The sequence below is a fragment of the Novosphingobium sp. BL-S-21 genome (genome assembly GCF_055521655.1).
In genome coordinates this window covers 1,400,846-1,421,767 of sequence record NZ_CM145495.1, presented here as the reverse complement: position 1 = coordinate 1,421,767, position 20,922 = coordinate 1,400,846, and the positions used below count along the sequence as shown (strand labels likewise).

Annotated in this window: 19 protein-coding genes; 16 read left to right on the top strand and 3 right to left on the bottom strand. The window is 67.0% G+C overall.

Going from position 1 to position 20,922, the window contains the following annotated elements; genetic code table 11:
- Nucleotides 1-34 precede the first annotated feature (34 nt).
- The 13 genes from ACZ1J6_RS05640 to ACZ1J6_RS05580 all read left to right on the top strand — a co-directional run bounded on the left by ACZ1J6_RS05640 (nucleotide 35) and on the right by ACZ1J6_RS05580 (nucleotide 13,375).
- A complete protein-coding gene (locus tag ACZ1J6_RS05640; protein ID WP_132266073.1) occupies nucleotides 35-1,129 on the top strand; it encodes a putative urea ABC transporter substrate-binding protein in 1,095 nt (364 codons plus the stop codon).
- Nucleotides 1,130-1,210: 81 nt separating this feature from the next.
- Nucleotides 1,211-2,026, top strand: a complete 816-nt coding sequence (locus ACZ1J6_RS05635) for an ABC transporter permease (protein WP_431567146.1) — start codon at nucleotides 1,211-1,213, stop codon at nucleotides 2,024-2,026.
- The gene (locus ACZ1J6_RS05630; protein WP_314466664.1) at nucleotides 2,023-2,805 is read left to right on the top strand and encodes an ATP-binding cassette domain-containing protein; all 783 of its coding nucleotides are present in this window, start codon (nucleotides 2,023-2,025) and stop codon (nucleotides 2,803-2,805) included. The genes ACZ1J6_RS05635 and ACZ1J6_RS05630 overlap by 4 nt, the downstream gene beginning before the upstream one ends.
- 13 nt (nucleotides 2,806-2,818) lie before the next feature.
- Complete coding sequence (locus ACZ1J6_RS05625; protein ID WP_132266068.1) at nucleotides 2,819-3,298, top strand: CopG family ribbon-helix-helix protein; 480 nt, start codon at nucleotides 2,819-2,821, stop codon at nucleotides 3,296-3,298.
- Nucleotides 3,295-4,119 (top strand): urea amidolyase associated protein UAAP1, encoded by an 825-nt coding sequence (locus ACZ1J6_RS05620; RefSeq protein WP_314466663.1) that lies wholly within the window; start codon nucleotides 3,295-3,297, stop codon nucleotides 4,117-4,119. The genes ACZ1J6_RS05625 and ACZ1J6_RS05620 overlap by 4 nt, the downstream gene beginning before the upstream one ends.
- Before the next feature lie 13 nt (nucleotides 4,120-4,132).
- Nucleotides 4,133-4,768, top strand: a complete 636-nt coding sequence (locus ACZ1J6_RS05615; RefSeq protein ID WP_465127071.1) for an urea amidolyase associated protein UAAP2 — start codon at nucleotides 4,133-4,135, stop codon at nucleotides 4,766-4,768.
- Nucleotides 4,765-8,361 carry an urea carboxylase gene (gene uca / locus ACZ1J6_RS05610; RefSeq protein ID WP_431567148.1) on the top strand — a complete coding sequence of 1,199 codons (3,597 nt, stop codon included), beginning with the start codon at nucleotides 4,765-4,767 and terminating at the stop codon, nucleotides 8,359-8,361. The genes ACZ1J6_RS05615 and uca overlap by 4 nt, the downstream gene beginning before the upstream one ends.
- Nucleotides 8,358-10,169 (top strand): allophanate hydrolase, encoded by a 1,812-nt coding sequence (gene atzF, locus ACZ1J6_RS05605; RefSeq protein WP_431567149.1) that lies wholly within the window; start codon nucleotides 8,358-8,360, stop codon nucleotides 10,167-10,169. Before uca ends, atzF begins: the two co-directional genes overlap by 4 nt.
- 77 nt (nucleotides 10,170-10,246) lie before the next feature.
- Nucleotides 10,247-11,185 (top strand): Vgb family protein, encoded by a 939-nt coding sequence (locus tag ACZ1J6_RS05600; RefSeq protein ID WP_431567150.1) that lies wholly within the window; start codon nucleotides 10,247-10,249, stop codon nucleotides 11,183-11,185.
- 106 nt (nucleotides 11,186-11,291) lie between these two features.
- Nucleotides 11,292-12,230, top strand: a complete 939-nt coding sequence (locus tag ACZ1J6_RS05595; RefSeq protein WP_132266057.1) for a LysR family transcriptional regulator — start codon at nucleotides 11,292-11,294, stop codon at nucleotides 12,228-12,230.
- A gap of 92 nt (nucleotides 12,231-12,322) precedes the next feature.
- Nucleotides 12,323-12,487, top strand: a complete 165-nt coding sequence (locus ACZ1J6_RS05590; RefSeq protein ID WP_166675341.1) for a hypothetical protein — start codon at nucleotides 12,323-12,325, stop codon at nucleotides 12,485-12,487.
- A gap of 104 nt (nucleotides 12,488-12,591) precedes the next feature.
- Nucleotides 12,592-12,924, top strand: coding sequence for a hypothetical protein (locus ACZ1J6_RS05585; protein WP_431567151.1), 333 nt, complete (start codon nucleotides 12,592-12,594; stop codon nucleotides 12,922-12,924).
- A 118-nt stretch (nucleotides 12,925-13,042) separates the two neighbouring features.
- Nucleotides 13,043-13,375 carry a UrcA family protein gene (locus tag ACZ1J6_RS05580; RefSeq protein ID WP_132266055.1) on the top strand — a complete coding sequence of 111 codons (333 nt, stop codon included), beginning with the start codon at nucleotides 13,043-13,045 and terminating at the stop codon, nucleotides 13,373-13,375.
- Between the two features lie 153 nt (nucleotides 13,376-13,528).
- Here ACZ1J6_RS05580 and ACZ1J6_RS05575 read toward each other — a convergent pair whose 3' ends face one another.
- Genes ACZ1J6_RS05575 through ACZ1J6_RS05565 form a run of 3 tightly spaced genes read right to left on the bottom strand, consistent with a single transcriptional unit; the run spans nucleotide 13,529 to nucleotide 17,899 of the window.
- Nucleotides 13,529-14,461 (bottom strand): 2-dehydro-3-deoxygalactonokinase, encoded by a 933-nt coding sequence (locus tag ACZ1J6_RS05575; RefSeq protein ID WP_465127070.1) that lies wholly within the window; start codon nucleotides 14,459-14,461, stop codon nucleotides 13,529-13,531.
- A complete protein-coding gene (locus tag ACZ1J6_RS05570; RefSeq protein WP_431567153.1) occupies nucleotides 14,445-15,185 on the bottom strand; it encodes an SDR family NAD(P)-dependent oxidoreductase in 741 nt (246 codons plus the stop codon). The genes ACZ1J6_RS05575 and ACZ1J6_RS05570 overlap by 17 nt, the downstream gene beginning before the upstream one ends.
- Before the next feature lie 29 nt (nucleotides 15,186-15,214).
- Complete coding sequence (locus ACZ1J6_RS05565; RefSeq protein ID WP_431567154.1) at nucleotides 15,215-17,899, bottom strand: TonB-dependent receptor; 2,685 nt, start codon at nucleotides 17,897-17,899, stop codon at nucleotides 15,215-15,217.
- A gap of 165 nt (nucleotides 17,900-18,064) precedes the next feature.
- On the opposite strand from ACZ1J6_RS05565, the gene ACZ1J6_RS05560 reads away from it, so the two are divergent.
- The 3 genes from ACZ1J6_RS05560 to ACZ1J6_RS05550 are packed head-to-tail and all read left to right on the top strand — an operon-like array spanning nucleotide 18,065 to nucleotide 20,922.
- The gene (locus ACZ1J6_RS05560; protein WP_431567155.1) at nucleotides 18,065-18,982 is read left to right on the top strand and encodes a dihydrodipicolinate synthase family protein; all 918 of its coding nucleotides are present in this window, start codon (nucleotides 18,065-18,067) and stop codon (nucleotides 18,980-18,982) included.
- 2 nt (nucleotides 18,983-18,984) lie between these two features.
- Nucleotides 18,985-20,151 (top strand): mandelate racemase/muconate lactonizing enzyme family protein, encoded by a 1,167-nt coding sequence (locus ACZ1J6_RS05555; RefSeq protein ID WP_431567203.1) that lies wholly within the window; start codon nucleotides 18,985-18,987, stop codon nucleotides 20,149-20,151.
- 48 nt (nucleotides 20,152-20,199) lie between these two features.
- A complete protein-coding gene (locus tag ACZ1J6_RS05550; protein ID WP_134095688.1) occupies nucleotides 20,200-20,922 on the top strand; it encodes an IclR family transcriptional regulator in 723 nt (240 codons plus the stop codon).

The following is a 20,922-nucleotide window of genomic DNA, read 5'->3' as shown; positions in this document are numbered from 1 at the left end:
GCAGCAATGTTGCACTGCGAAAGGGGACCGACTCATGATCGTACCGATCCGTCGCATTGCCAAGGCCACGTTGATGGCGGGCGTGCTTCTCACTGCAGCCTGCTCGCAAGGCCCGAGCGAGGCGCCCAAGCGCACCGAGTTCAATATCGGATGGTCGATTTACGCGGGCTGGATGCCCTGGCCCTATGCCCAGCAGGCGGGCATCGTGAAGAAGTGGGCGGACAAGTACGGCATCAAGATCAACGTCGTGCAAGTGAACGACTACGTTGAATCGGTGAACCAGTACACGGCCGGCAAGCTGGACGGCGTGACCGTCGCGAACATGGACGCGCTGACGATTCCGGCCGCTGGCGGCAAGGACACCAGCGCGATCATCGTCGGTGACTATTCCAACGGCAACGACGGCGTGCTGATGAAAGGCATTTCGAATGCCGGAGGGGGCGATCTGAAGGCGATCAAGGGCCAGACGGTCAATCTGGTCGAGCTTTCGGTTTCGCACTACCTCCTTGCGCGCGGCCTGAATTCGGTGGGCCTGGCGCTGAAGGACGTGAAGACGGTCAATACCGGCGATGCCGATATCGTCGGTGCTTTCGCCAGCCCCGACGTCAAGGTCGCGGTCGCCTGGAATCCTCAGCTCAACGCCATGAAGGCGCAGCCGGGTGCGAAGCTGGTGTTCAGCTCCGCCGACATTCCCGGAGAGATCCTCGACCTGCTCTGCGTGGATACGGCCACGCTCAAGGCCAATCCCAACCTGGGCAAGGCGCTGGCGGGCATCTGGTACGAGACGACGGCGCTGATGATCCGCCAGGATGCCGAAGGCAAGGCCGCCCGCGCGGCCATGGCGAAGCTGGCGGGGGCCACTCCGGAATCCTTCGACTCCCAGCTCGGCACCACGCATCTCTACGCCGATCCCAAGTCCGCCGTGGCCGCAACGGATGCTCCGGCGCTGATCACGACGATGACGCGGGTGCGGGACTTCAGCTTCTCCAAGGGGCTGTTCAAGGGATCCAACTCGGCCGACGCCGTCGGCATGTCCTTCCCGGGCGGCAAGACGCTGGGCGATGCGCAGCACGTCACGCTGCGTTTCGACGACAGCTTCATGAAGATGGCGGCTGACGGAAAGCTCTAGTTCGGCAGGCGGGGTTCGATTGCGGCAGTTTTGCAGTCGACCCGCCACGACGCCAACATCTCGCAAAGTGAGACAACGACAATGCGCTGGGTGAATCGTCACGTCGGGCGAGGGGGGCGGCTGTTCCTGGGAGCCACGCCGATCCTGCTGCTCGTGCTGGTCTATATCGTCATGGCCGCCAGCCGGCATGCGGTAAACCAGGCGGACAAGATCCTGCCGCTGCCGGGGGCCATGGCCGAAAGCATGTCGGCGCTGCTGTTCCAGCCCGACCAGCTCACCGGACAACTGGTGTTCTGGGCGGATACCCTCGCCAGCCTGCAGCGTCTGGGCATCGGCCTTGGCATCTCGACGCTGATGGCGCTGATGGTGGGTCTGGCACTGGGGGTGCTACCGCCGGTACGCGCTACCTTCGGGCCGCTGGTGACCGGCATCGCCGTCATTCCGCCGATCGCTTTGCTGCCGATCCTGTTCATCGCGCTGGGGCTGGGCGAGACGGCCAAAGTCGCGCTGATCGTGGTGGGCATCGCCCCGGTCATGATCCGCGACATCACGGCGCATGTCGCCGCTCTGCCGACCGAGCAGATCATCAAGGCGCAGACCCTGGGCGCGAGCAGTTGGCAGGTGATGATCCGGGTGGCGCTGCCGCAGGCGATGCCGCGGCTGCTCCAGGCGATGCGCCTGGCGCTCGGGCCGGCCTGGGTCTTCCTGATTTCCGCCGAGGCGATCGCCTCCGACGTCGGCCTCGGCTACCGCATTTTCCTCGTTCGCCGCTATCTCTCGATGGACGTGATCCTGCCTTACGTCGCGTGGATCGCCCTGCTGGCGATCCTGATCGACGTGGCCCTCACGTTCCTCAGCCGGCGACTGTTCCCCTGGGCCCATGGAGCAAGCCATTGAGCACTCTGCTGCGCTTCTGCGATGTCTGGGTCGAATACGGCGACCGCATCATCATCGAGAAACTCAACCTCGACATCGAGGAAGGTTCCTTCGTTTCCATCGTCGGCCCCTCGGGAGCGGGCAAGAGCAGCTTCCTGCGGCTGATCCTGGGACAGGAAGGGCCAAGCCAGGGCAAGATCCTGATGGACGGAACGCCGCTCACGCCCGAATGCGGCCCTGACCGCGGCGTGGTGTTCCAGCGCTATTCGGTGTTCCCGCACCTGACGGCGCTCCGCAACACGACCCTCGGCCTGGAGTGCGAGAAGGCGCCCCTGCTCGGACGCCTGTTCGGCGGCGCCCGGCGCGCGGCCGAGGAGGAAGCGACGGCGATGCTGACCGCCGTGGGCCTGGGGCATAGCCTTGACCTCTATCCGGCGCACCTTTCGGGCGGCATGCAGCAGCGTCTGGCGATCGCGCAGGCCTTGGTGAAAAGGCCGCGCATCCTGCTCCTGGACGAGCCCTTCGGCGCACTCGATCCCGGCATCCGTGCGGACATGCACGCGCTGATCCTGCGCCTGTGGCGGGAATATTCACTGACCATCGTGATGGTGACGCACGACATCCGCGAGGCCTTCACGCTGGGAACCCGCGTTCTGGCGCTCGACAAGCGTCGTCACGATCCCCACGCGCCCCACCGTTTCGGCGCCACCGTGGTCTACGACCTGCCGATGCGCGAGCGTGCCGAGCCGGCACCCGAACAGCTCGAAAATATTACTATTGACGTAATTGGTAATAATTGAAAAGAGAGTGGGCATGGGCTCCGAATCCGCAAGCCTGGCGCGGCTCAGCATGAGCCTCCCGGCAGATCTCTTCAGACAGCTGGACATGATGGTGGCCGAACGCGCGCTGCCGTCGCGCTCCCAGCTCATCGCCGAGCTGATCCGCCACGCGCTTGCGGAGCACGGCTCGCTCATGCGCCCGGACGAGATGCTCGCGGGCACGATTACCCTGGTCTATCGGGGCGAGCGGGGCCGGGTGCGGCACCTGCTTTCCCAGACGCAGGCCAGTTACCTGAAGGAAGTGATCTCTTCCCAGCACGTCGTCCTGGAAGACGATCAGTCGCTTGAAGTTCTTCTCGTGCAGGGACCGGCCGTTCGGCTGAAGGAACTGTGCGACGCCATTCGCCGGGTGCGCGGGGTGCAGCAGCTTGAGCTGGTCACCACCACCGCCCTCCTGCCGCCGCTCTACGACCAGCACGGCAATGCATTCAGACAGACCGGAGCGCATTCATGACCCAGACCCTGGCCGATCCGCTCGCCGCGCGGGACCATGCCCGCGCCATGGCAGGGACGATCGTGGAGAGCATGCCCGTGCTCCCGCCCGTTGCCCAAGACTTGCCCGAGGGCGTGGACGGCGCTGACCTCGTGTGGGAGGAAACCATCGCGGCAGGCGGCTATGCCACGCGCCGGCTCACGCGCGGATCGCGCCTGCGGCTGATCGACCTTGCCGGCGACGCCTGCGCCTCGCTGCTGGTGTTCAACGCGGAAATGCCGACCGAGCGCCTGAACGTGGCTGATACCGTCAAGGTTCAGTGGAATGCCTATCTGGGCGCCGGCAAGCTGCTGCTGTCCGACATGGGGCGCGTGCTCATGAGCATCCTCGAAGACGAGGCCGGTACTCACGACACCTTTTGCGGCACCTCGAACGCGGCCACCAATGCGGCGAAGTACGGCGATGGCCGCAACAGCGGCGATTATCCCAACGGCCGTGACCGCTTCCTGCTGGGCGCTGCCAAGCATGGCCTCGGCCGCCGCGACGTGCATCCCTGCGTCACCTTGTTCAAGGGCGCGCGGATCGAGGCGGACGGCGGGATCACGCCCGATGTCGGCCCCTTCGCGCCAGGTCGCAGCCTGGTCCTGCGCGCCGAGATGGACGTGATCGTGGTGATCGCCAACGTGCCTCACGTCCTCGATCCGCGGACAAGCTGGAGCGTGACGCCGCTGCGCGCCTCGGCATGGCGCGGCGCGGTGACGGGCGAGGACGATCCGCTGCGCACTGCCAGCCCCGAAGGCCTGCGCGCCTTCCGGAATGTCGAAGACTATTTCCGTCGTTGAAAGGACAGGTTGCATGACCGCCGACCCCCACCTCGCCGGCCTTTCGGGCGCCGTGATCCACGACGTGACCGTCCCCGCCCGCGCGCCCTGGCTGCACCATGTCCAGGCCGGGCAGACGCTGCGCATCGTCGACCTTGAAGGCAACCAGGCCGTCGACTTCCTGCTCTATGCCGCCGCCGACGATGCCGAGCGCTACAGCGCGCAGGACACCGTGGCCGCGCAGGGCAATCTCTTCCTGCGCGAGGGTACCCGCCTGCTTTCCAACGAGGGCAACGCGCTGATGACCATCGCCGCCACCTCGGTGGAGTACCACGACACCATCGGCGGGGCCTGTTCCTGCGAATCCAACACACTGCGCTACGGCCACCACACCAAGGCCGAGCATGCCTGTGTCGAGAATTTCCTGGAAGCCAACCTCACCGAAGGCCGGGGCAAGCGGGACATCGTCTCCAATATCAACTTCTTCATGAACGTACCGGTAAAGCCGGACGGGTCGCTGGGCATCGTCGACGGAATTTCCGCGCCGGGCCTGACCGTTGACTTGCGGGCGGAAATGGACGTGATCGTGGTCGTGTCCAACTGCCCGCAGGTCAACAACCCCTGCAACGGCTTCAACCCTACGCCCGTTCGCATGATCGTCGCCGCATGAGCTTCGATACGGTCCTGATCGCCAACCGGGGCGCGATCGCCACCCGCATCATCCGCACCCTGCGCGGCATGGGCCTTCGTTCTGTCGCCGTCTACTCGGAAGCGGACGAGGGTTCCAGCCACGTCACCATGGCGGACGAGGCCGTCTGCATCGGCGGGGCCAAGCCCTCGGAAAGCTACCTGAACATCCCGGCGATCCTCGACGCCGCCAGGCGGACCGGGGCAGGGGCGATCCATCCGGGCTACGGCTTCCTGGCGGAGAACGTGGAATTCGCCGAGGCCTGCGCCGCGGCGGGGATCGTGTTCATCGGCCCGACCACGCAGAACATCCGCACTTTCGGCCTCAAGCACAGCGCCCGCGCGCTGGCGGCAGCACACGAAGTGCCGCTGGCACCGGGCACCGGCCTGCTGACGGGCGAGGAAGAGGCCGTGGAGGCTGCTGCGCAGATCGGCTACCCGGTCATGCTCAAGGCCACGGCCGGGGGCGGCGGCATCGGCATGCGCGTCTGCGAGGACGAAGCGGCCCTGCGCGAGGCTTTCGACGCGGTCGCGCGGCAGGGACTCAGCAATTTCGGCGATGCCAGCGTCTTCCTGGAACGCTACATCCGCCGCGCACGCCACATCGAGGTCCAGCTCTTCGGGGACGGGCAGGGGCGCGTCATGGCACTGGGCGAACGCGACTGCTCGTTGCAGCGCCGCAACCAGAAAGTGGTCGAGGAAGCCCCGGCACCGCTGCTACCCCAGCATGTTCGCGCCGAGCTGATCGCCTCGGCCATCCGCCTGGGCGAAGCCGCGGCCTATCGCTCGGCCGGTACCGTGGAATATCTCTACGACGCCGACCGGGAGCAGTTCTTCTTCCTGGAGATGAACACCCGCCTCCAGGTGGAGCACGGCGTGACCGAGGCGGTCATGGGCATCGACCTGGTGGAGTGGATGGTGCGCGGCGCTGGCGGCGACTATGCCTTCCTCGACGCCGGCACGCCGGTGCCGCAGGGCCATGCCGTGCAGATGCGGCTCTATGCCGAGGATCCCTCGCTGGACTATCGGCCCACTTCGGGCACGCTGACGTGTCTTGAGTTTCCCGCCGACATCCGCACCGAGACCTGGTGCACGGCCGGAAGCACGGTCAGCGCCTGGTACGACCCGATGCTGGCCAAGCTGATCGTTCACGCGCCAAGCCGCACCGAGGCGGTGGAAGCCGCGCAGCGGGCGCTGGACGGCAGCCGCGCCGACGGCATGGAAACCAACTTGCGCTGGCTGCGCGAAGTGGTGCGTTCGGCGCCCTTCGTCAGCGGCGAAGTCTCGACCCGTGTGCTCGACACGATCGCCTACCAGCCGCGCGCGTTCCGCGTGGTCAGCGGCGGCACCGCGACCACGGTGCAGGACTGGCCGGGCCGGCAGAAGTTCTGGGCCGTGGGCGTCCCCCCGTCGGGGCCGATGGACGACCAGTCCTTCCGCCTCGGCAACCGGCTGCTCGGCAATCCCGAAGGCACTGCCGGGCTGGAAGCCACGGTCACCGGGCCGACGCTGTCCTTCGTCGCACCGGCCCGCATCTGCCTGACCGGCGCGGATTTCGGCGCCACGCTGGACGGCAAGCCGGTGGCGCGCGGCGTGCCGGTCGATGTGGCCGCGGGCCAGACGCTGGCGCTCGGCCGCGCCTCCACGGCGGGCCTGCGCGGATATATCCTCTTCGCCGGGGGTCTGGACATCGCGCCCTATCTGGGCAGCCGCAGCACGTTCGAGCTTGGCCAGTTCGGCGGCCATGCCGCGCGCCGCCTACTGGCGGGAGACACGCTGCACCTGGGCAGCGACGATGTCGGCGCCGCGCTCCCTTCGGTGCCGCTGCCCGAGATCGGCAGCGAATGGACGCTGCGGGTGCTCTACGGCCCGCACGGCGCGCCGGATTTCTTCACGGGTGAGGACGTCGAAACCTTCCTCGCCGCCGAGTGGAAGGTCCACTACAACTCCAACCGCACCGGCGTGCGCCTGATCGGCCCGAAACCCCGCTGGGCGCGCACCGACGGCGGGGAGGCGGGGCTTCACCCCTCCAACATCCACGACAATCCCTACGCGATCGGCGCGGTGGACTTCACCGGCGACATGCCGATCATCCTCGGTCCGGACGGTCCCTCGCTCGGCGGGTTCGTCTGTCCCTTCGTGGTGATCGCGGCCGACCGCTGGAAGATCGGCCAGCTCGCGCCGGGCGACAAGCTGCGCTTCGCCCCCGTCACCATCGACGATGCGGCGGCGGCGGATGCGATGCAGCGCGACCTCGTGGCGACGGGCGCCGTGCCCGCCGCTTCCCCGGAGCGGCCGGTGGAGACGCTCTCCCCCATCCTCGGCGAGATTCCCGAGGGTCCGGGCCGTCCGCGCACCGTCTATCGCCAGCAGGGCGATCGCAACATCCTGGTCGAATACGGCCCGATCGTGCTCGACATCGAACTGCGCATCCGCGTTCATGCCCTGATGACGGAACTGGAGCGCCTGGCGCTTCCCGGCATCATCGACATCGTGCCGGGCATCCGCTCGCTCCAGCTCCATTTCGACGGTGCCGCGATGGACCAGCGCGCGGCACTCGCCACGCTGATCGCGGCGGAGGAGCGGCTGGGCGACCTGGAGGATTTCACGATCCCCTCGCGCGTCGTCCACCTGCCGCTGAGCTGGCGCGATCCGGCGACGATCGAGACCATCGAGAAGTACATGGCCACCGTGCGCGACGATGCGCCCTGGTGCCCGGACAACATCGAGTTCATCCGCCGCATCAACGGCATGCCCGACCAGGCCTCGGTGGAGAACCTGATCTTCGAGGCCAACTACCTCGTCATGGGGCTGGGAGACGTCTATCTGGGCGCACCCGTCGCCACGCCGGTCGATCCGCGCCACCGGCTGGTCACCACCAAGTACAATCCCGCCCGGACCTGGACGCCGCCCAACGTGGTGGGCATCGGCGGCGCCTACATGTGCATCTACGGCATGGAGGGGCCGGGCGGCTACCAGCTGTTCGGACGCACCACCCAGGTCTGGAACACCTACCGCCAGACCGATGCCTTCACCGAGGGCAAGCCCTGGCTGCTGCGCTTCTTCGACCAGATCCGCTTCTATCCCGTCAGCGCCGAGGAACTCGCCGAATGGCGCCGCGAGTTTCCTGCCGGGCGCCGGTCGATCACGATCGAGCCTTCCGAGTTCCGGCTGGCCGACTACCGCGCCTTCCTGGCGGACAATGCGGAAGGGATCGCCGAATTCGAGGCCCGCAGGCAGGCCGCCTTCGACGATGAGCGCGAGGACTGGCAGCGCCGGGGTGAATTCGACCAGGCGGAAGCGGCCGCCGAAGTGGAAGTTCCGGTGGAAGCCGCGATCGTCCCGCCCGACGGCGCGGACCTCGTGGAGGCGCCTTACGGCGGCAGCGTCACCCGGCTGCTCGTGGCAGCGGGTGACAGAGTTGAGGCAGGCGACAGGATCGCCGTGATCGAGGCGATGAAAATGGAATGTCCGGTCGAAAGCCCCGGCGCGGGAACGGTGGCGGCACTCTACATGCGCGAAGGGCAGTCGCTTCAGCCCGGCGCGCCGATGCTGGCCTTGAGGCGCAGCGCATGAGCGGGCCCGCCATCACCGCCGCAACCGCGACCGCAGCCGCAACCGCAGCCGGCCGTCTCGGCGTGCAGGACATCGCCGCCGCCGTTCGGGGCGGGGCGACCTCGGCGCTCGCCGTGGCGCAGGATGCCTTGGCGCGCATAGAGGCCTACGACGCGGTGCAGCCGCAGATCTGGATCAGCCGGGCCAGCCGTGAGGATGTCCTGGCTGCCGCCCGCGCCGTGGATGCCCGCGTCACGGCCGGGGAAGACCTGCCGCTGGCGGGCGTCCCCTTCGCGGTGAAGGACAATATCGACGTTTCCGGGCTGGAGACGACGGCGGCCTGTCCCGCTTTCGCCTACGAGCCCGAGAGCGATGCCGATGTGGTCGCGCGCCTGCTGGCGGCCGGGGCGATCTGCCTGGGCAAGACCAACCTCGACCAGTTCGCCACCGGCCTCAATGGAACGCGCAGCCCTTACGGCATTCCGCGCAATGCCTCGAACCTAGCCTATGTCAGCGGCGGATCGAGTTCCGGTTCCTCGATCGCGGTGGCGGCGGGACTGGTCGCCTTCGCGCTCGGCACCGATACGGCCGGGTCCGGCCGCGTGCCGGCCGCCTTCAACCACCTGATCGGCTTCAAGCCCACCAAGGGCCGCTGGAGCACGCGCGGGCTGGTGCCCGCCTGCCGTTCCATCGACTGCATCACCGTCTTCACTGACAGCACGGCCGATGCGCGGCTGGTGGACGGGGTGGTGGCAGGCTTCGACCCGGCCGATCCTTACTCCAAGCCACTGGCCGACCGCCCGCTCGCCCTGCGCCGCATCGGCGTTCCGCGGCGCGAGCAGCGCGTGTGGTTCGGCGACGGCGAATCCGAGTATCTCTACGACCAGGCCCTGGCCCACCTCGCCGCGCTGGGCGAAATCGTCGAGATCGACCTCGCGCCCTTGCTGGAGGCAGCGCAACTCCTTTACGGCGGCCCCTGGGTTGCCGAGCGCACGGCGGCCATGGCCGGGATCCTGGCCTCCAACCCGCTCGCCGTGGACCCCACCGTCCGCACGGTGGTGGAGCCGGGTGCGGCTATCGCCGCTACCGAGCTGTGGAACGGGATCTACCGCATGGCCGATCTCAAGCGCCATGCCGATCTCCTGTGGAACCAGCTGGACATGCTGGCCTTCCCCACCACCGGCACCACGTACCGCGTGGCCGAGATGCTGGCGGCGCCGGTGGCGCTCAACAGCAACCTCGGGCTCTACACCAATTTCGTGAACCTGCTGGACATGGCCGCGCTGGCCGTGCCCGCCGGGATCCGCGCCAATGCCACCGGCTTCGGGATCACCCTGATCGGCCCTGCCGACAGCGACCGTGCCCTGTTCGATGCTGCCGATGCCTATCTTTCGGCCGCCGCGCTTCCGTCAACGCCACCACTCGATCTGGAGGGAAAGATGCAGACCGTTAAGCTTGCCGTCGTCGGCGCCCATCTCAAGGACATGCCGCTGCACTGGCAGCTCACCTCGCGCGATGCCGAATTCGTGGGGGCTTTCGAGACCGCGCCCAACTACCGGCTCTACGCCATGGCGGACAGCGTGCCGCCCAAGCCCGCGCTCGTCCACAGCGCGGATGGCGCACCGATCAAGGTGGAAGTCTACGAACTGGGTGTCGCCGAATTCGGGAGCTTCGTCGTCGACGTCCCGGCGCCGCTGGCCATCGGCACCGTTACCCTGGCCGACGGCAGCAGCGTGAAGGGCTTCGTGGCCGAGCCCCGCGCCCTGGACGGCGCCGAGGACATCACCAGCCTGGGCGGCTGGCGCGCCTTCGTGGCACGCGCTGCCTGAGCGGGCGGCTCGACACAAGCCGGTACGAGCAAGCACCGGTACGAGCAAACACCGGTACGAGCAAATGGGGGGGTAGCATGCGCAAGTGGATTTCGATGGCGGCTCTGACCGGCGCTGCCGTGGCCGGTGCCGCGGTGGCAGGCATTGGCCAGGCCCATGCGGAGCAGGTCATCGCCGTGCCGGGCTTCGCGGACTTCCTGGCGGTGGACGGCAAGACGGTCTGGACCACCAACCGCACCAGAGTGGAGCAGTGGTCCCGCAAGGGCAAGCTCGCGGAAGTGCCGGTGAGCCGCGCCTGCGGGGCGATGACGGTGGCTTATGGCTCGCTCTGGCTGGCGGACTGCCAGGAACTGGCCGTTAAGCGCATCGATATCCGTTCGGCCAAAGTGCTCGCGACGATCCCCACGGGCATCGCCAATCCGCAGGGCGAGCTGAACGTCGTTGCCGGCGCCGGCTCGATCTGGGTGGCCAGCGATGATAAGGGCGCCGTCTCGCGCATCGATCCGGCGACCAATCAGGTCATTGCCTCGGTTAAGGTCGATCGCGGGACCTGGTACCTTGCGTTCGGCTTCGATGCGGTCTGGGCGGTCAGCGCGGCAGAGCGCTCGGTCCAGCGCATCGATCCGGCCACAAACACCGTCACCGGGCGCGCTCCGCTCGGTGCGGAACCGGGCTTCCTGGTTGCGGGCGAGGGGGCGGTCTGGGTCCAGGAACAAGGCGATGGCACGCTGGCCCGCATCGATCCCCAGACCGTGACGGTCACCGGCCGCACGAAAGTCGGGGAGAACCTCAAGTGGGGCGATATCGACGCTGGCAGCGGCAGGATCTGGCTGCGCACCACGGACGACCAGGTGTTTGCGACCATCGATGCCGGCACCGGCGCCGTGGAATCGCGCTTTGGCAAGCCGGCCGGCAGCGGCGCGCTGCGCTTTACGCAGTCAGGCGTGTGGACGACAGCGCATGACGAGCATACGCTGACCTGGTGGCCGAAGTCGGAATTGAAGAAGAACAGATAGATAGCGTCGGGAGCGGCCGGACTGCGTTCGCTTCCGCTTCCGGTTGGCCGATCCGTCCGGTTCTGTTCGATCGCTGCGGTACCGGCGCCGATGGGACAGATGACGCATGAGCGAACCTACGCCGTTGACTGACAGGAAGTTCGCCAGCCGGGTGGACTGGAACCTGATGCGCACTTTCGTCGATATCGTGCGGGCAGGGGGAATCGGCGCGGCGGCGCGGCAGCTTGGCAAGCAGCAGCCCAGCGTCAGCGCGGCGCTCAAGCGGCTGGAAGACCATGTCGGCGCCACCTTGCTGCATCGCTCCGCCAATGGCGTGGAGATGACCGCCGCCGGCAAGGCGATGATGATCCTGTGCGAGGACATGCTCGAATCGGCGCGGATGATGCCGCACCAGGTGGCCCAGGCCACCAGGCGGGTCGAGGGGGTGGTGCGGATCCAGATCGTGTCCGCCATCGTCTCTCCCGAATTCGACGAAGCGATCGCGAGCTTCCACCGGCGCAATCCGGACATCCGCATCGAAATCCGCGTCTCCGCCTGGCGGCAGGTGCTGGAGGCGCTGGAGGCGGGTGAGGTGGAAGTGGGCATCGGCTACGACAACAGCGTGCGCGGCAGCCTGGTCTACGAGCCGCTGTTCGTCGAACGCCAGCAACTCTATTGCGCCCGCAATCATCCGCTGTTCGGTTACCGCATCACTCAGCCGCGCGAACTGGAGCACGAGGCTTTCGTGCTCATGGGCAGTGACGAGATCGAAGTCATCACGCATCTGCGCCGCCGCTACAGGCTGGGCACGCGGGTGACCGGCCTGGCCGACGACATGAACGAGGCGCGGCGACTGATCCTGTGCGGGGTGGGCATGGGTTTCCTGCCGATGCCTGCCGTGCGCGCGGAAGTGGAGCGGGGCGCGCTCTGGCCGCTGCTCCATGCGGATATCGAACCGGCTTACGACATCTTCCTGCTCGCCCGCTCCGAGCCGGAACGCGACACGGCGACCCAGTTGTTCATCGACGAAGTGTTTCGCCGTCTGCGCGCCCAGCCTCGATCATAGATCCGATCTATGGGCGGCATCGGGATTTTACCCCTGCCGTGATGACCTCCGGCACTGCAGTCTTTTCACCAGACACAAGGTGAAGGCGGTAGATGAGCGTCAGGAACGATCTTCCCAGCAAGCACTCCCGGCAGGCAGGCCCGCTGCGCATCGCCGCTTCGGCGGTCCTGCGGTTCCTTCGCGAAGGCATGGAGGCGCGGGCCGGGGCGATCCGGGGCGCTGCAGGCGGTAACGCGCAGCGCCGGACCAGCCGATGAGGCGGCGTTTTCCCCATCGCGCCGCAGAGGTTCGGGCCGGGCGGCGCAGGCCTCTCGGCGGACTGGCTCTCGGGGTTCTGGCTCCCGGGGTTCTGGCGGCCGCCATGACTTGCGCGCCTTCGGCTCAGGCTGCCCAGCACCCCGGCGCGAAACTGGTTTCCTGCGCGGATGCGGACTGCCTGCTCGTCTCGGGCGCACGCAGCGATCCGCAGGCGCAAGTCCTGATCAACGGGCATCCGGTAGAGGCGGAAGGCCGGCGCTCGTGGAAAGTGCTGCTTCCGGTCGAGACGGTGCGGGCCTGGTCGGCGCCCGGTGCGCGGAACATTGCCGTCACCACCCTCGGGGCGGAAAGGGACGGCAGGGATACCCGGCAGGTTAAACTGCCGATCGGAATGCTTGGAAGTATTACTGAACTAGCAGTGCTAGTAATACGCTGAACAAATTTCGCCGGTTGGAGTGAATAAATGAGCTGATCGATTGTCATTTCTTTGATCGGGCGCTATGAGTGCGGTGGTCGCCACCGTGTGACTCCTTGTGTCTGCTTGGGAGAAGATGATGAAGATTGGCGTTCTTGCGCTGGCGTCGCTGGCTTTTGCCACGTCGGCCACTGCAGCTACCGGCGAAAATCCGTTCGCGAAGGACCAGACGGTTCTCGAAATCAAGGGTCTCGATCTCGCCACGGCAGACGGGCAGCAGCGCCTTGCCATTCGCATGGACCAGGCCGCGCGCACGGTATGCGGTGAAAAGATGGCCAGCGTTCACCTCGCCGCCGAGCGCAAGGCTCAGGACTGCCGCGCCGCCGTCGTGGCCGACATTCGCAGCCAGATCGAAACCCGCCGCGCGGATGCATCGACTGCGCCTGCCGCCAAGCTGGCCCTGGCCGACTGACGCAGCACCGGCGCTATCCGGTTTGACCTGAGTGCCTGGCCGGCCCCGCGGGCTGGCCATTGGCACGGCAGGTATACGCCGCGGCATTCAGATGCCTTGGCGGTGAATGCCCCAGCCGATTGGGCGCAGCGTGTTCCGCAGCCCCTCTGGCTATCAATCTCCGTTCCGCGCATCATGGATGGCGCGAAATCCTTTCAGGCAGGCCTCGCCCGAGGGGATGAAGCGGGATTCCAGCCCGATCGACGCCAGCGCGGCCGCGTAGAGACGCGACAGCGGGCCGTTGCCGATCAAGGGGATCTGTGCCTTGCCGAAGTCCGCGCTGACATCCAGCGCGTCCGCCAACTCCGAGCCGATCAGCAGTCCGCGCAAGTAGGACGCGCTCTCGCTGCGCTGGAGGTCGCCGCGAACCACTTTTGCGCGCACGCCGAAAAGTTGGGTGGCAAGACCGGGGCTCCGCGACTTTCCGGCCGCAACGCCCGCGTGGAAGGCATCGCCTTCCACCGCCTCGCCCTCGACGACCGAGGCGAGCAGGCCCTGGAGAGTGAGGCGGTCGAAGATTTCCCCCGACATGGCGGTGAAGAAGTCCGCGATGCGGCCGTCCTCGATCCGCACCCACTTGGTATGGGTGCCGGGCAGGGCGGCGATCCCCTGCGCCTGCCCCATGGCGAGAAGTCCCAGAAGCTCCACTTCCTCGCCGCGCATCACGTCGGGCGCGTCGTCGAAGGCCCGGCGACAGGCAATGCCGGGAACGATCCGCAGCGGCGTGCCGCCGATCTCGACCGGCACGCAGGCGGAAGCGACTTCGCCCAGTCCGGCAGGTGCCAGTGCGTAAGGGGCCTCGGCCCAGCCGATGTTGGATCCGATCATCCCGGATGCATAGATCGGCCCATGGTCCGGCCAGCGCGCCACCAGCCCGGCCACGGCCTCCACCATGCCGTCACGGCCCAGCGCGGCGACGCCGGTGGGCGCGGCATATTCGTCGATCGCGGAACCATCCGGCGCGATGCGATAGGCGCGGAAGTTGGTGCTTCCCCAGTTTATGCCGACGATATCGGCTTCGGATTCGGTCTTAGCGGCGTGTGACACCGGCGCCTCCATCGATGGGGTGTATGGCGCCGGTGATCCATCCGGCGCGGTCGGAGGCCAGGAACAGGGCCAGTTCGGCCACGTCCTCGGCCATGCCCAGCCGCCCGAGCGGGTGGCGCAAAACATTGTCTTCGCGCGCCCGGATCGGGTCCGTCTGGCTTTCGAACGAACTGCGCAGGAGCGGGGTGTCGATCGAGGCCGGGGCAATGGCGTTGACGCGGATGCCTTCGGGCGCAAGCTCCAGCGCGACTGTGCGCGTGAGGCTTTCGAGTGCGGCCTTGGATGCGGCATAAGCGGCAAGGCTGGGCGTGGCGAAGCGCGCGTTGATCGAGGAAAGCAGGAGCACCGATCCCTTGCGCCGGTCGCGCATGCCGGGAACGACACCGCGCAGCAGCCGCACGGCGCCGATGACGTTGACGTCGTAGATATCGGCATAAGCGGCAGGATCGGTATCCAGGGCGCCGCCCGGAACCAATGCCGCAGCCGCGTGAACGAGGATATCCGCCCGGCCGAGCTGCTCCTCCATGCGCTGCACGGCCGCTGCCACGGCCGCATCGGAGCGCAAGTCCGCCAGCAGCGGCAGGTCGGCCTCTTTCGCGGGTTGCAGGTCCATCCCCGCAACCCTGGCTCCCGCGGCGCGGAACCGCCGGGCAATCGCCGCGCCGATCCCGCTGGCCGCGCCGGTGACGAGCGCTACCCGGCCGTTCAGTTCGCTTTCTTCCACTCCGCTTCCCTTCCGGCCGTTCGCGTCCGTCAGAACTTCATGCTGACGCTGGCCTTGTACATACGCCCGAAGAACAGGTTGGTGCGCAAGGCGTCCTGCGTGCCGTCATACGTGCGCTGGTGCTCGTTGAGGATGTTGTTGGCCTCCAGGTTGAGCGAGACGCTGGGCGTGATGTCGTACCGGAACGTCGCCGAAAGGTCGGTGTAATTGTCGTTGTAGATGCCGGTTCCGGCAGCCGAGAGGCTGACGAGGTAGGCATCGCGCCAGTTGTAGGCGACGCGCAGGCTGACCGGCCCCTTCTCGTAATAGCCCACGAGATTGACGTTGTTCTTGGAAAGTCCCGGGAAGGCCAGGGTGCGCCCCACCACGTCGCGGATCGGTGTGGTGGAGTCGATGTAGGAGTACGTCGCCATCAGGCCGAAGCCGTCGAACGGATCCGGCAGGAAGTAGAACGGCAACTGCACCAGTGCCTCCAGTCCCTTCACTTTGGCGCCGTCGCCGTTGACGCGGCGGTTGATGAGGTAGTTCACGCCGCCGTAGACTTCCGCGCTCTGTTCCGAGACGATGAAGGTCGAGACGTCCTTGTAGAACAGACCTAGCGAGGCCATCGCCTGGCGGCCGAAGTAGTATTCCAGCGATCCGTCGAACTGGTAGGCCTTGTAGGGATCGAGGTCCGGCGCGCCGCCGTTGCCGGTGCCGGGCGTGATCTGCACCCCGTCCACGAAGACCGCCGTGTTGAACAGGGTCAGGCCGTTGTTGAGGTCCGCGGTATTGGGGAAGGCCAGGACTTTGGCTGCGCCCAGGCGCAGCACCAGCCCGTCGGCGATGTCGGCCTTCACGGTTGCGGAAGGCAGCCATTCGTTGTCGCTGCGGCGGAACGTGGTGGGCGTGGCCGCGCCGGTGCTGCTGATCAGGTTGCCGATCGAGGTCAGCCCCCGATGCAGATAGCGCAGGCCGATGTTGCCGCTCAGGCTGAATCCGCCCTGGGTGGCGAATTCCAGCTTGCCGTAGCCTTCGTAGAAGTTCTCCTTGATCTCGTAAGTCCCGGCCTGCGACGTCGTCGTGGCGGTCGGGTTGAGGCAGGCGGCGGCCTGGGAGACTTGCGGGAAGTCCGTCCAGCTGCTGCATCCGCCCGTGATGAGGTCGGTGGCGACGAGATAGGATCGCGGCAGGCCGGCGAAGTCGCCGCTGGCAAAGTCCGGATTGGAGCGCAGGCGGACGTAATCGCCCAGCTGGGTCGCCGGGATGCCGCCGGCCGGGCGAATGTCTGCCAGCGAAGGGTTGGCGCGGGTGTCGAGCCGCTGGTAGCGCGCGCCGACGCGCAGCTTGTCGAGGAAGCCGTCGCCCAGCTTGAAGTCCCAGTCGTTGCGCAGCGCCGTGGCCTCGGTGCGGGCGCGGTAGAGGTTGTCGAACAGGATCGTGAAGCGAAGCTGGGCAGGATCGGTCAGGTCGATGCCGTTGATCGAATAGGCGCCCAGGTCGCCGCTGGAGAGATCGAAGTCGATCGTCGGCGTGATCCCGGCAACCGGCTGCAGGCGCAAGTAGCTCTGGTCGTAGCTGGAGGTGGAGCGGTTGTACGAGACTTCGGCGCTGGTGTGGATCGTGTCCGTCACCTCGAAGTCGCCGTGCAGCGCGGTGGACCAGGTATCGGCCTTGGTCTTGGCATATTCGGTGTTGGTCAGGACCGGCGCGGTGGACCGGCCGGAGATCAGCACGTTGTCCGGCGAATACGTCGCATTGGTGAGGCCCACCAACGGGTTGAACGAGAGCCAGTAGCGTTCGCGGTCGGAAACCAGCTTGGAATAGAAGCTGTCCAGCGTCAGTTCGATGCCCGGCGAGGGGCGCCACTGGATCACGCCGTCGAGGCCGAACTTGCTGCGCGTCTCGTCGATTTCCTCGGGCCGCGCATCGGAAAGCCCGAAGTGCGTGGCGCCGGCTGCATCGGTGAAGCGGGTATAGCCTGCAAACGTGTCGAGGCCCTGCTGCGAAAGGCGGCGGCGGCCGTAGGAGGCGGAGACGAGGACGCCCAGCGTGTCGTCCGCGAACTTGTGCGAGGCCAGGCCGAACATCTCGTAGCTCGGCTTTTCGGTGAGGTCGTCGTAGCTGATGCCGCCGCGGGCGGCGATCTGGTTCGGCCCGTCCAGCGGCATGCGCGTCTCGATATCGACAATACCGCCCAGCGCGCCGGCGATCTCGTCCGAGCCGGCCAGCTTGGTGACTTGCAGGCGGGAGATCAGTTCGGAAGGCACCAGCGCGAGCAGGCCGTAAGTGGAGCTGCCCAGCTGGTCCAGCCCGGTGCCGCCGCGGCCGGTGGCGTCGAAGATCTCGCGGCCGTTGAACAGATAGACGTTCTGGCGCAGGCCGCGCACGGAAATGTTGGAGCCTTCGCCGATGCCCCGGTCCACCTGGACGCCGGAGACGCGGGCCAGCGATTCCGCCACGTTGCGGTCGGGCAGCTTGCCGATGTCGTCGGCCACGATGGCATCGACGAACTGCATGGAATCGCGCTTGAGATCGCGCGCTGCGCCCAGGCTCTGGCGAATGCCGGTAACGATGATTTCCTGCGCAGCCTCGTCGGAAATCGGCGGATTGGAACCGGTGGCCGGTGCGGCGGCTTCACCGCTCGTTTGCGCCTGCGCGAATGCCGGTGTGCAGCAGGCTGCCGAAACCAGCGCGCTCGACGCCAGCAGGCTGCGAATCACATGCTCCTTCATCGTTCACCCCTCCATTTTCTTCGTTGTCGGCAGGTTTTCGGTCGTGTGACCGCCCTGTCTCTGGAATCGCTAATAAAGCAACATTACTAGTCGTGCAAGCGCATTGACATCTATAAATGAGTGGGTGTACCGCACATATAGCAACAGAAACATCGGGAGGGTTATGTGATCGAACTGAAGGGGGTCCTGCCGATCCTGCCGACGATCTTCACGGAAAGCGGCGCCATCGACGAGGCCGGCACACGCCGCGTGCTCGACTATATCGTCGAAGCCGGTGCGCAGGGCGTGGTCTTCCCCGGCCTTGCCAGCGAATACGACATGCTGGACCGTGACGAACGCCTGCACCTGACAGCGCGGATCGGCGAATGGCTGGATGGCCGCATTCCCTTCGTGGTGGGGGGCAGCACTGAAAATACGGACGAGGCGATCGCTTATGCCGAAGCCGGCGCCCGGGCCGGCGCGCAGGCGGCCATGATCCTGACGCCCAAGGCCTACGCTGCCGATTTTGAAGGGATGAAGCGCTTCTTCGAGGCGGCCCATGCGGGTTCGGGAATTGCGATCATGGTGCAGAACGCGCCGCCGCCAATGGGGATAGGCATGCCGCTGGAGCAAGTCGCGCAACTGGCGCACGAGGTTCCGGGCATCCGCTATGTCAAGGAAGAGGCCGCGCCTTCGGGGCAGCGCATCACCCGCCTCAGCGAACTGGCCGGCGGCTCGCTAGACGCCGTGTTCGGCGGTGCCGGTGCGCGCTACGTGATCGACGAACTCGTGCGCGGCGCGCGCGGGACGATGCCCGCCTGCGAAGTGACCGAACTCCACGTTCGCATGCTGGCCGCGTTCGACGAAGGGCGCGAGCAGGACGCGCGCGATCTGTTCGAGCGGACCTTGCCCCTGCTCAGCATGCAGGCGAATTTCCGCTGGCGTCTGACAAAGGCGGTACTCCAGCGCCGCGGTCTGATCGACAGTACTTACGTTCGCGCGCCCGGCCCGGAACTCGATCGCTACGACCGCCTGGAACTCGATGCCTTGCTGGCGCGCCTTGGCGATCTGCTGCCGCCCGGCATGGTGCAAGGAGCAGCGTGACGATGCGGATCGCGGCGGTCGACACCTTCATCGTCACGGTCCCCCGCGACACGCCCTATCTCGGGCCACTGGGACCGGGGGAGCGGGTCAACGCGCGCGGCTACCTGGTGCGGAAGGGCAATGGGACGATCTACCCGACGGTGGATCGCTCCATCGTCGTGCGCGTGACAGACGACGAAGGCAATGTGGGCTGGGGGGAAACCTACGGCATCTGCGCGCCGCGCGCGACATGCGAGATCGTCAACGATCTGCTTGCACCCGTGCTCATGGACGGCGTGGTTTCAGACCCGGCCGAAACGTGGGATCGCCTCTACGATCTCATGCGCGTGCGCGGATGCACGGGCGGTTTTCACGGCGACGCGCTGGCGGCGATCGACATTGCCTTGTGGGATCTGACCGGCAAGCGCCGCGGACTTTCCGTGCGCGAACTGATCGGGCCGGCCGTGCATGGCGCGATCCCCAGCTACCTTTCGGGCCTGCCCGCCGCCACGCTGGACGAGCGGGTCGCCCTGGCCCGCGACTGGCAATCGCGGGGAATGACGGCGTTCAAATTCGCCGCCGTCGTCAGCCACGAAGGCGTGGTCGAGGAAATGGCCGCCCTGCGCGGCGCGCTCGGCCCCGATGCGGAAGTGCTGATCGACCTGCACTGGAAATTCTCGCCCGAAGAGGTGCGCGCCCTGATCGCCCGGCTCGCACCGCTGCGCCCGGGCTTCGTGGAGGCTCCGCTCAAGCCCGAGGACATGCCGGGGCTGGCGCGGCTGGCGGCGGAGAGCCCGGTTCCGGTGGCGGCCGGCGAGGAGTGGTACACCGCCTATGAATTCGCCAATCGCCTAGCGTTCGGCCCGATCGCCTATGTCCAGCCGGAGATGGGGCACACCGGCCTGACGCAGTTCCTGCGCATCGCTGCCTTGGCCGAGGCCCACGGCGTGGCGGTGGCGCCTCATGCCACCATCGGTGCCGGCATTTTCCTGGCGGCCAGCCTCCATGCCTCCGCCACCCTGCCGGGCTTGTGGAAGCATGAATGGCAGCACTCCGTTTTCGAACGGAACCTGGCGGTGCTCGATACCGATATGGCCCATGGACCGGATGGTTATCGCCTGCCGACCGGGCCGGGCCTTGGCGTGCGGCCCAATGCGAAATTCCATGAGCTGGCGGAGCACGTCGCGTGACGGCGCTCCGATTGGCAACGATCGAACCTTGGTGCATAGGACCATGTTGTGCGCGCTAAACTCAATGCCCAGCCGAACCAGAGCCTGATCGATGGCATTGCCACGCTCCAGGCGCTTGCGACATCGCCGGAGCCGGTCGGTTGCCGCGAACTGGCGCGGCGGCTGGATGCCGATCCCACCAAGATCAATCGCCTGCTCAAGACGCTGGCCTACCTGGGCATCGCGCGGCAGACCGCCAATCGCAAATATACCGCCGGTGCGGGCATGCACGTCCTGGCGGCGCAGAGCCTCTTCGCCTCCGGCCTGATCCGCCGCGCACTGCCGGTCCTGGAGGGGCTGCGCCGCTTCGGCCACACCGTGGCGCTGGGCGTGCTGTGGGGAGACAGCGTGAGCTATCTGTTCCACGCGCCGCCGGGCATCGAGGCCTCGGCGGGGCTGGGGCGCATCGGCCTGCTGCCCGCGACGACCAGCGGCATCGGCATCGTTCTCCTGTCCGAGCACGACGACGACGAAGTGCGCGATATCTACCGGGACCGCGAGATTCCGATGTTCCCGGATGGGATCGAGCAATTGATCGCCAAGCTCGCCGAAGTGCGCGAGCTGGGCTACGCCCGCGTTCACGTTGCCGACGAGCGCGATCATCATGTCGTGGCGGTTTCCACCGGCGATCCGGCCCATGCGGGCCTGGCTTTGTCGGGGTGGATTCCGGAAGCCGCTACCGAGCCGCTCGTCGCGGCGCTTCGCGAGGCCGCGCCCGAGATCGGAGGCTGA

Bases quoted from the DNA above. Each gene is read 5' to 3' on its own strand.
- ACZ1J6_RS05640 (WP_132266073.1), top strand. From the start codon at position 35: ATGATCGTACCGATCCGTCGCATTGCCAAGGCCACGTTGATGGCGGGC.
- ACZ1J6_RS05635 (WP_431567146.1), top strand. From the start codon at position 1,211: ATGCGCTGGGTGAATCGTCACGTCGGGCGAGGGGGGCGGCTGTTCCTG.
- ACZ1J6_RS05625 (WP_132266068.1), top strand. From the start codon at position 2,819: ATGGGCTCCGAATCCGCAAGCCTGGCGCGGCTCAGCATGAGCCTCCCG.
- ACZ1J6_RS05620 (WP_314466663.1), top strand. From the start codon at position 3,295: ATGACCCAGACCCTGGCCGATCCGCTCGCCGCGCGGGACCATGCCCGC.
- ACZ1J6_RS05615 (WP_465127071.1), top strand. From the start codon at position 4,133: ATGACCGCCGACCCCCACCTCGCCGGCCTTTCGGGCGCCGTGATCCAC.
- uca (WP_431567148.1), top strand. From the start codon at position 4,765: ATGAGCTTCGATACGGTCCTGATCGCCAACCGGGGCGCGATCGCCACC.
- atzF (WP_431567149.1), top strand. From the start codon at position 8,358: ATGAGCGGGCCCGCCATCACCGCCGCAACCGCGACCGCAGCCGCAACC.
- ACZ1J6_RS05600 (WP_431567150.1), top strand. From the start codon at position 10,247: ATGCGCAAGTGGATTTCGATGGCGGCTCTGACCGGCGCTGCCGTGGCC.
- ACZ1J6_RS05595 (WP_132266057.1), top strand. From the start codon at position 11,292: ATGAGCGAACCTACGCCGTTGACTGACAGGAAGTTCGCCAGCCGGGTG.
- ACZ1J6_RS05590 (WP_166675341.1), top strand. From the start codon at position 12,323: ATGAGCGTCAGGAACGATCTTCCCAGCAAGCACTCCCGGCAGGCAGGC.
- ACZ1J6_RS05585 (WP_431567151.1), top strand. From the start codon at position 12,592: ATGACTTGCGCGCCTTCGGCTCAGGCTGCCCAGCACCCCGGCGCGAAA.
- ACZ1J6_RS05580 (WP_132266055.1), top strand. From the start codon at position 13,043: ATGAAGATTGGCGTTCTTGCGCTGGCGTCGCTGGCTTTTGCCACGTCG.
- ACZ1J6_RS05565 (WP_431567154.1), bottom strand. From the start codon at position 17,899: ATGAAGGAGCATGTGATTCGCAGCCTGCTGGCGTCGAGCGCGCTGGTT.
- ACZ1J6_RS05555 (WP_431567203.1), top strand. From the start codon at position 18,985: ATGCGGATCGCGGCGGTCGACACCTTCATCGTCACGGTCCCCCGCGAC.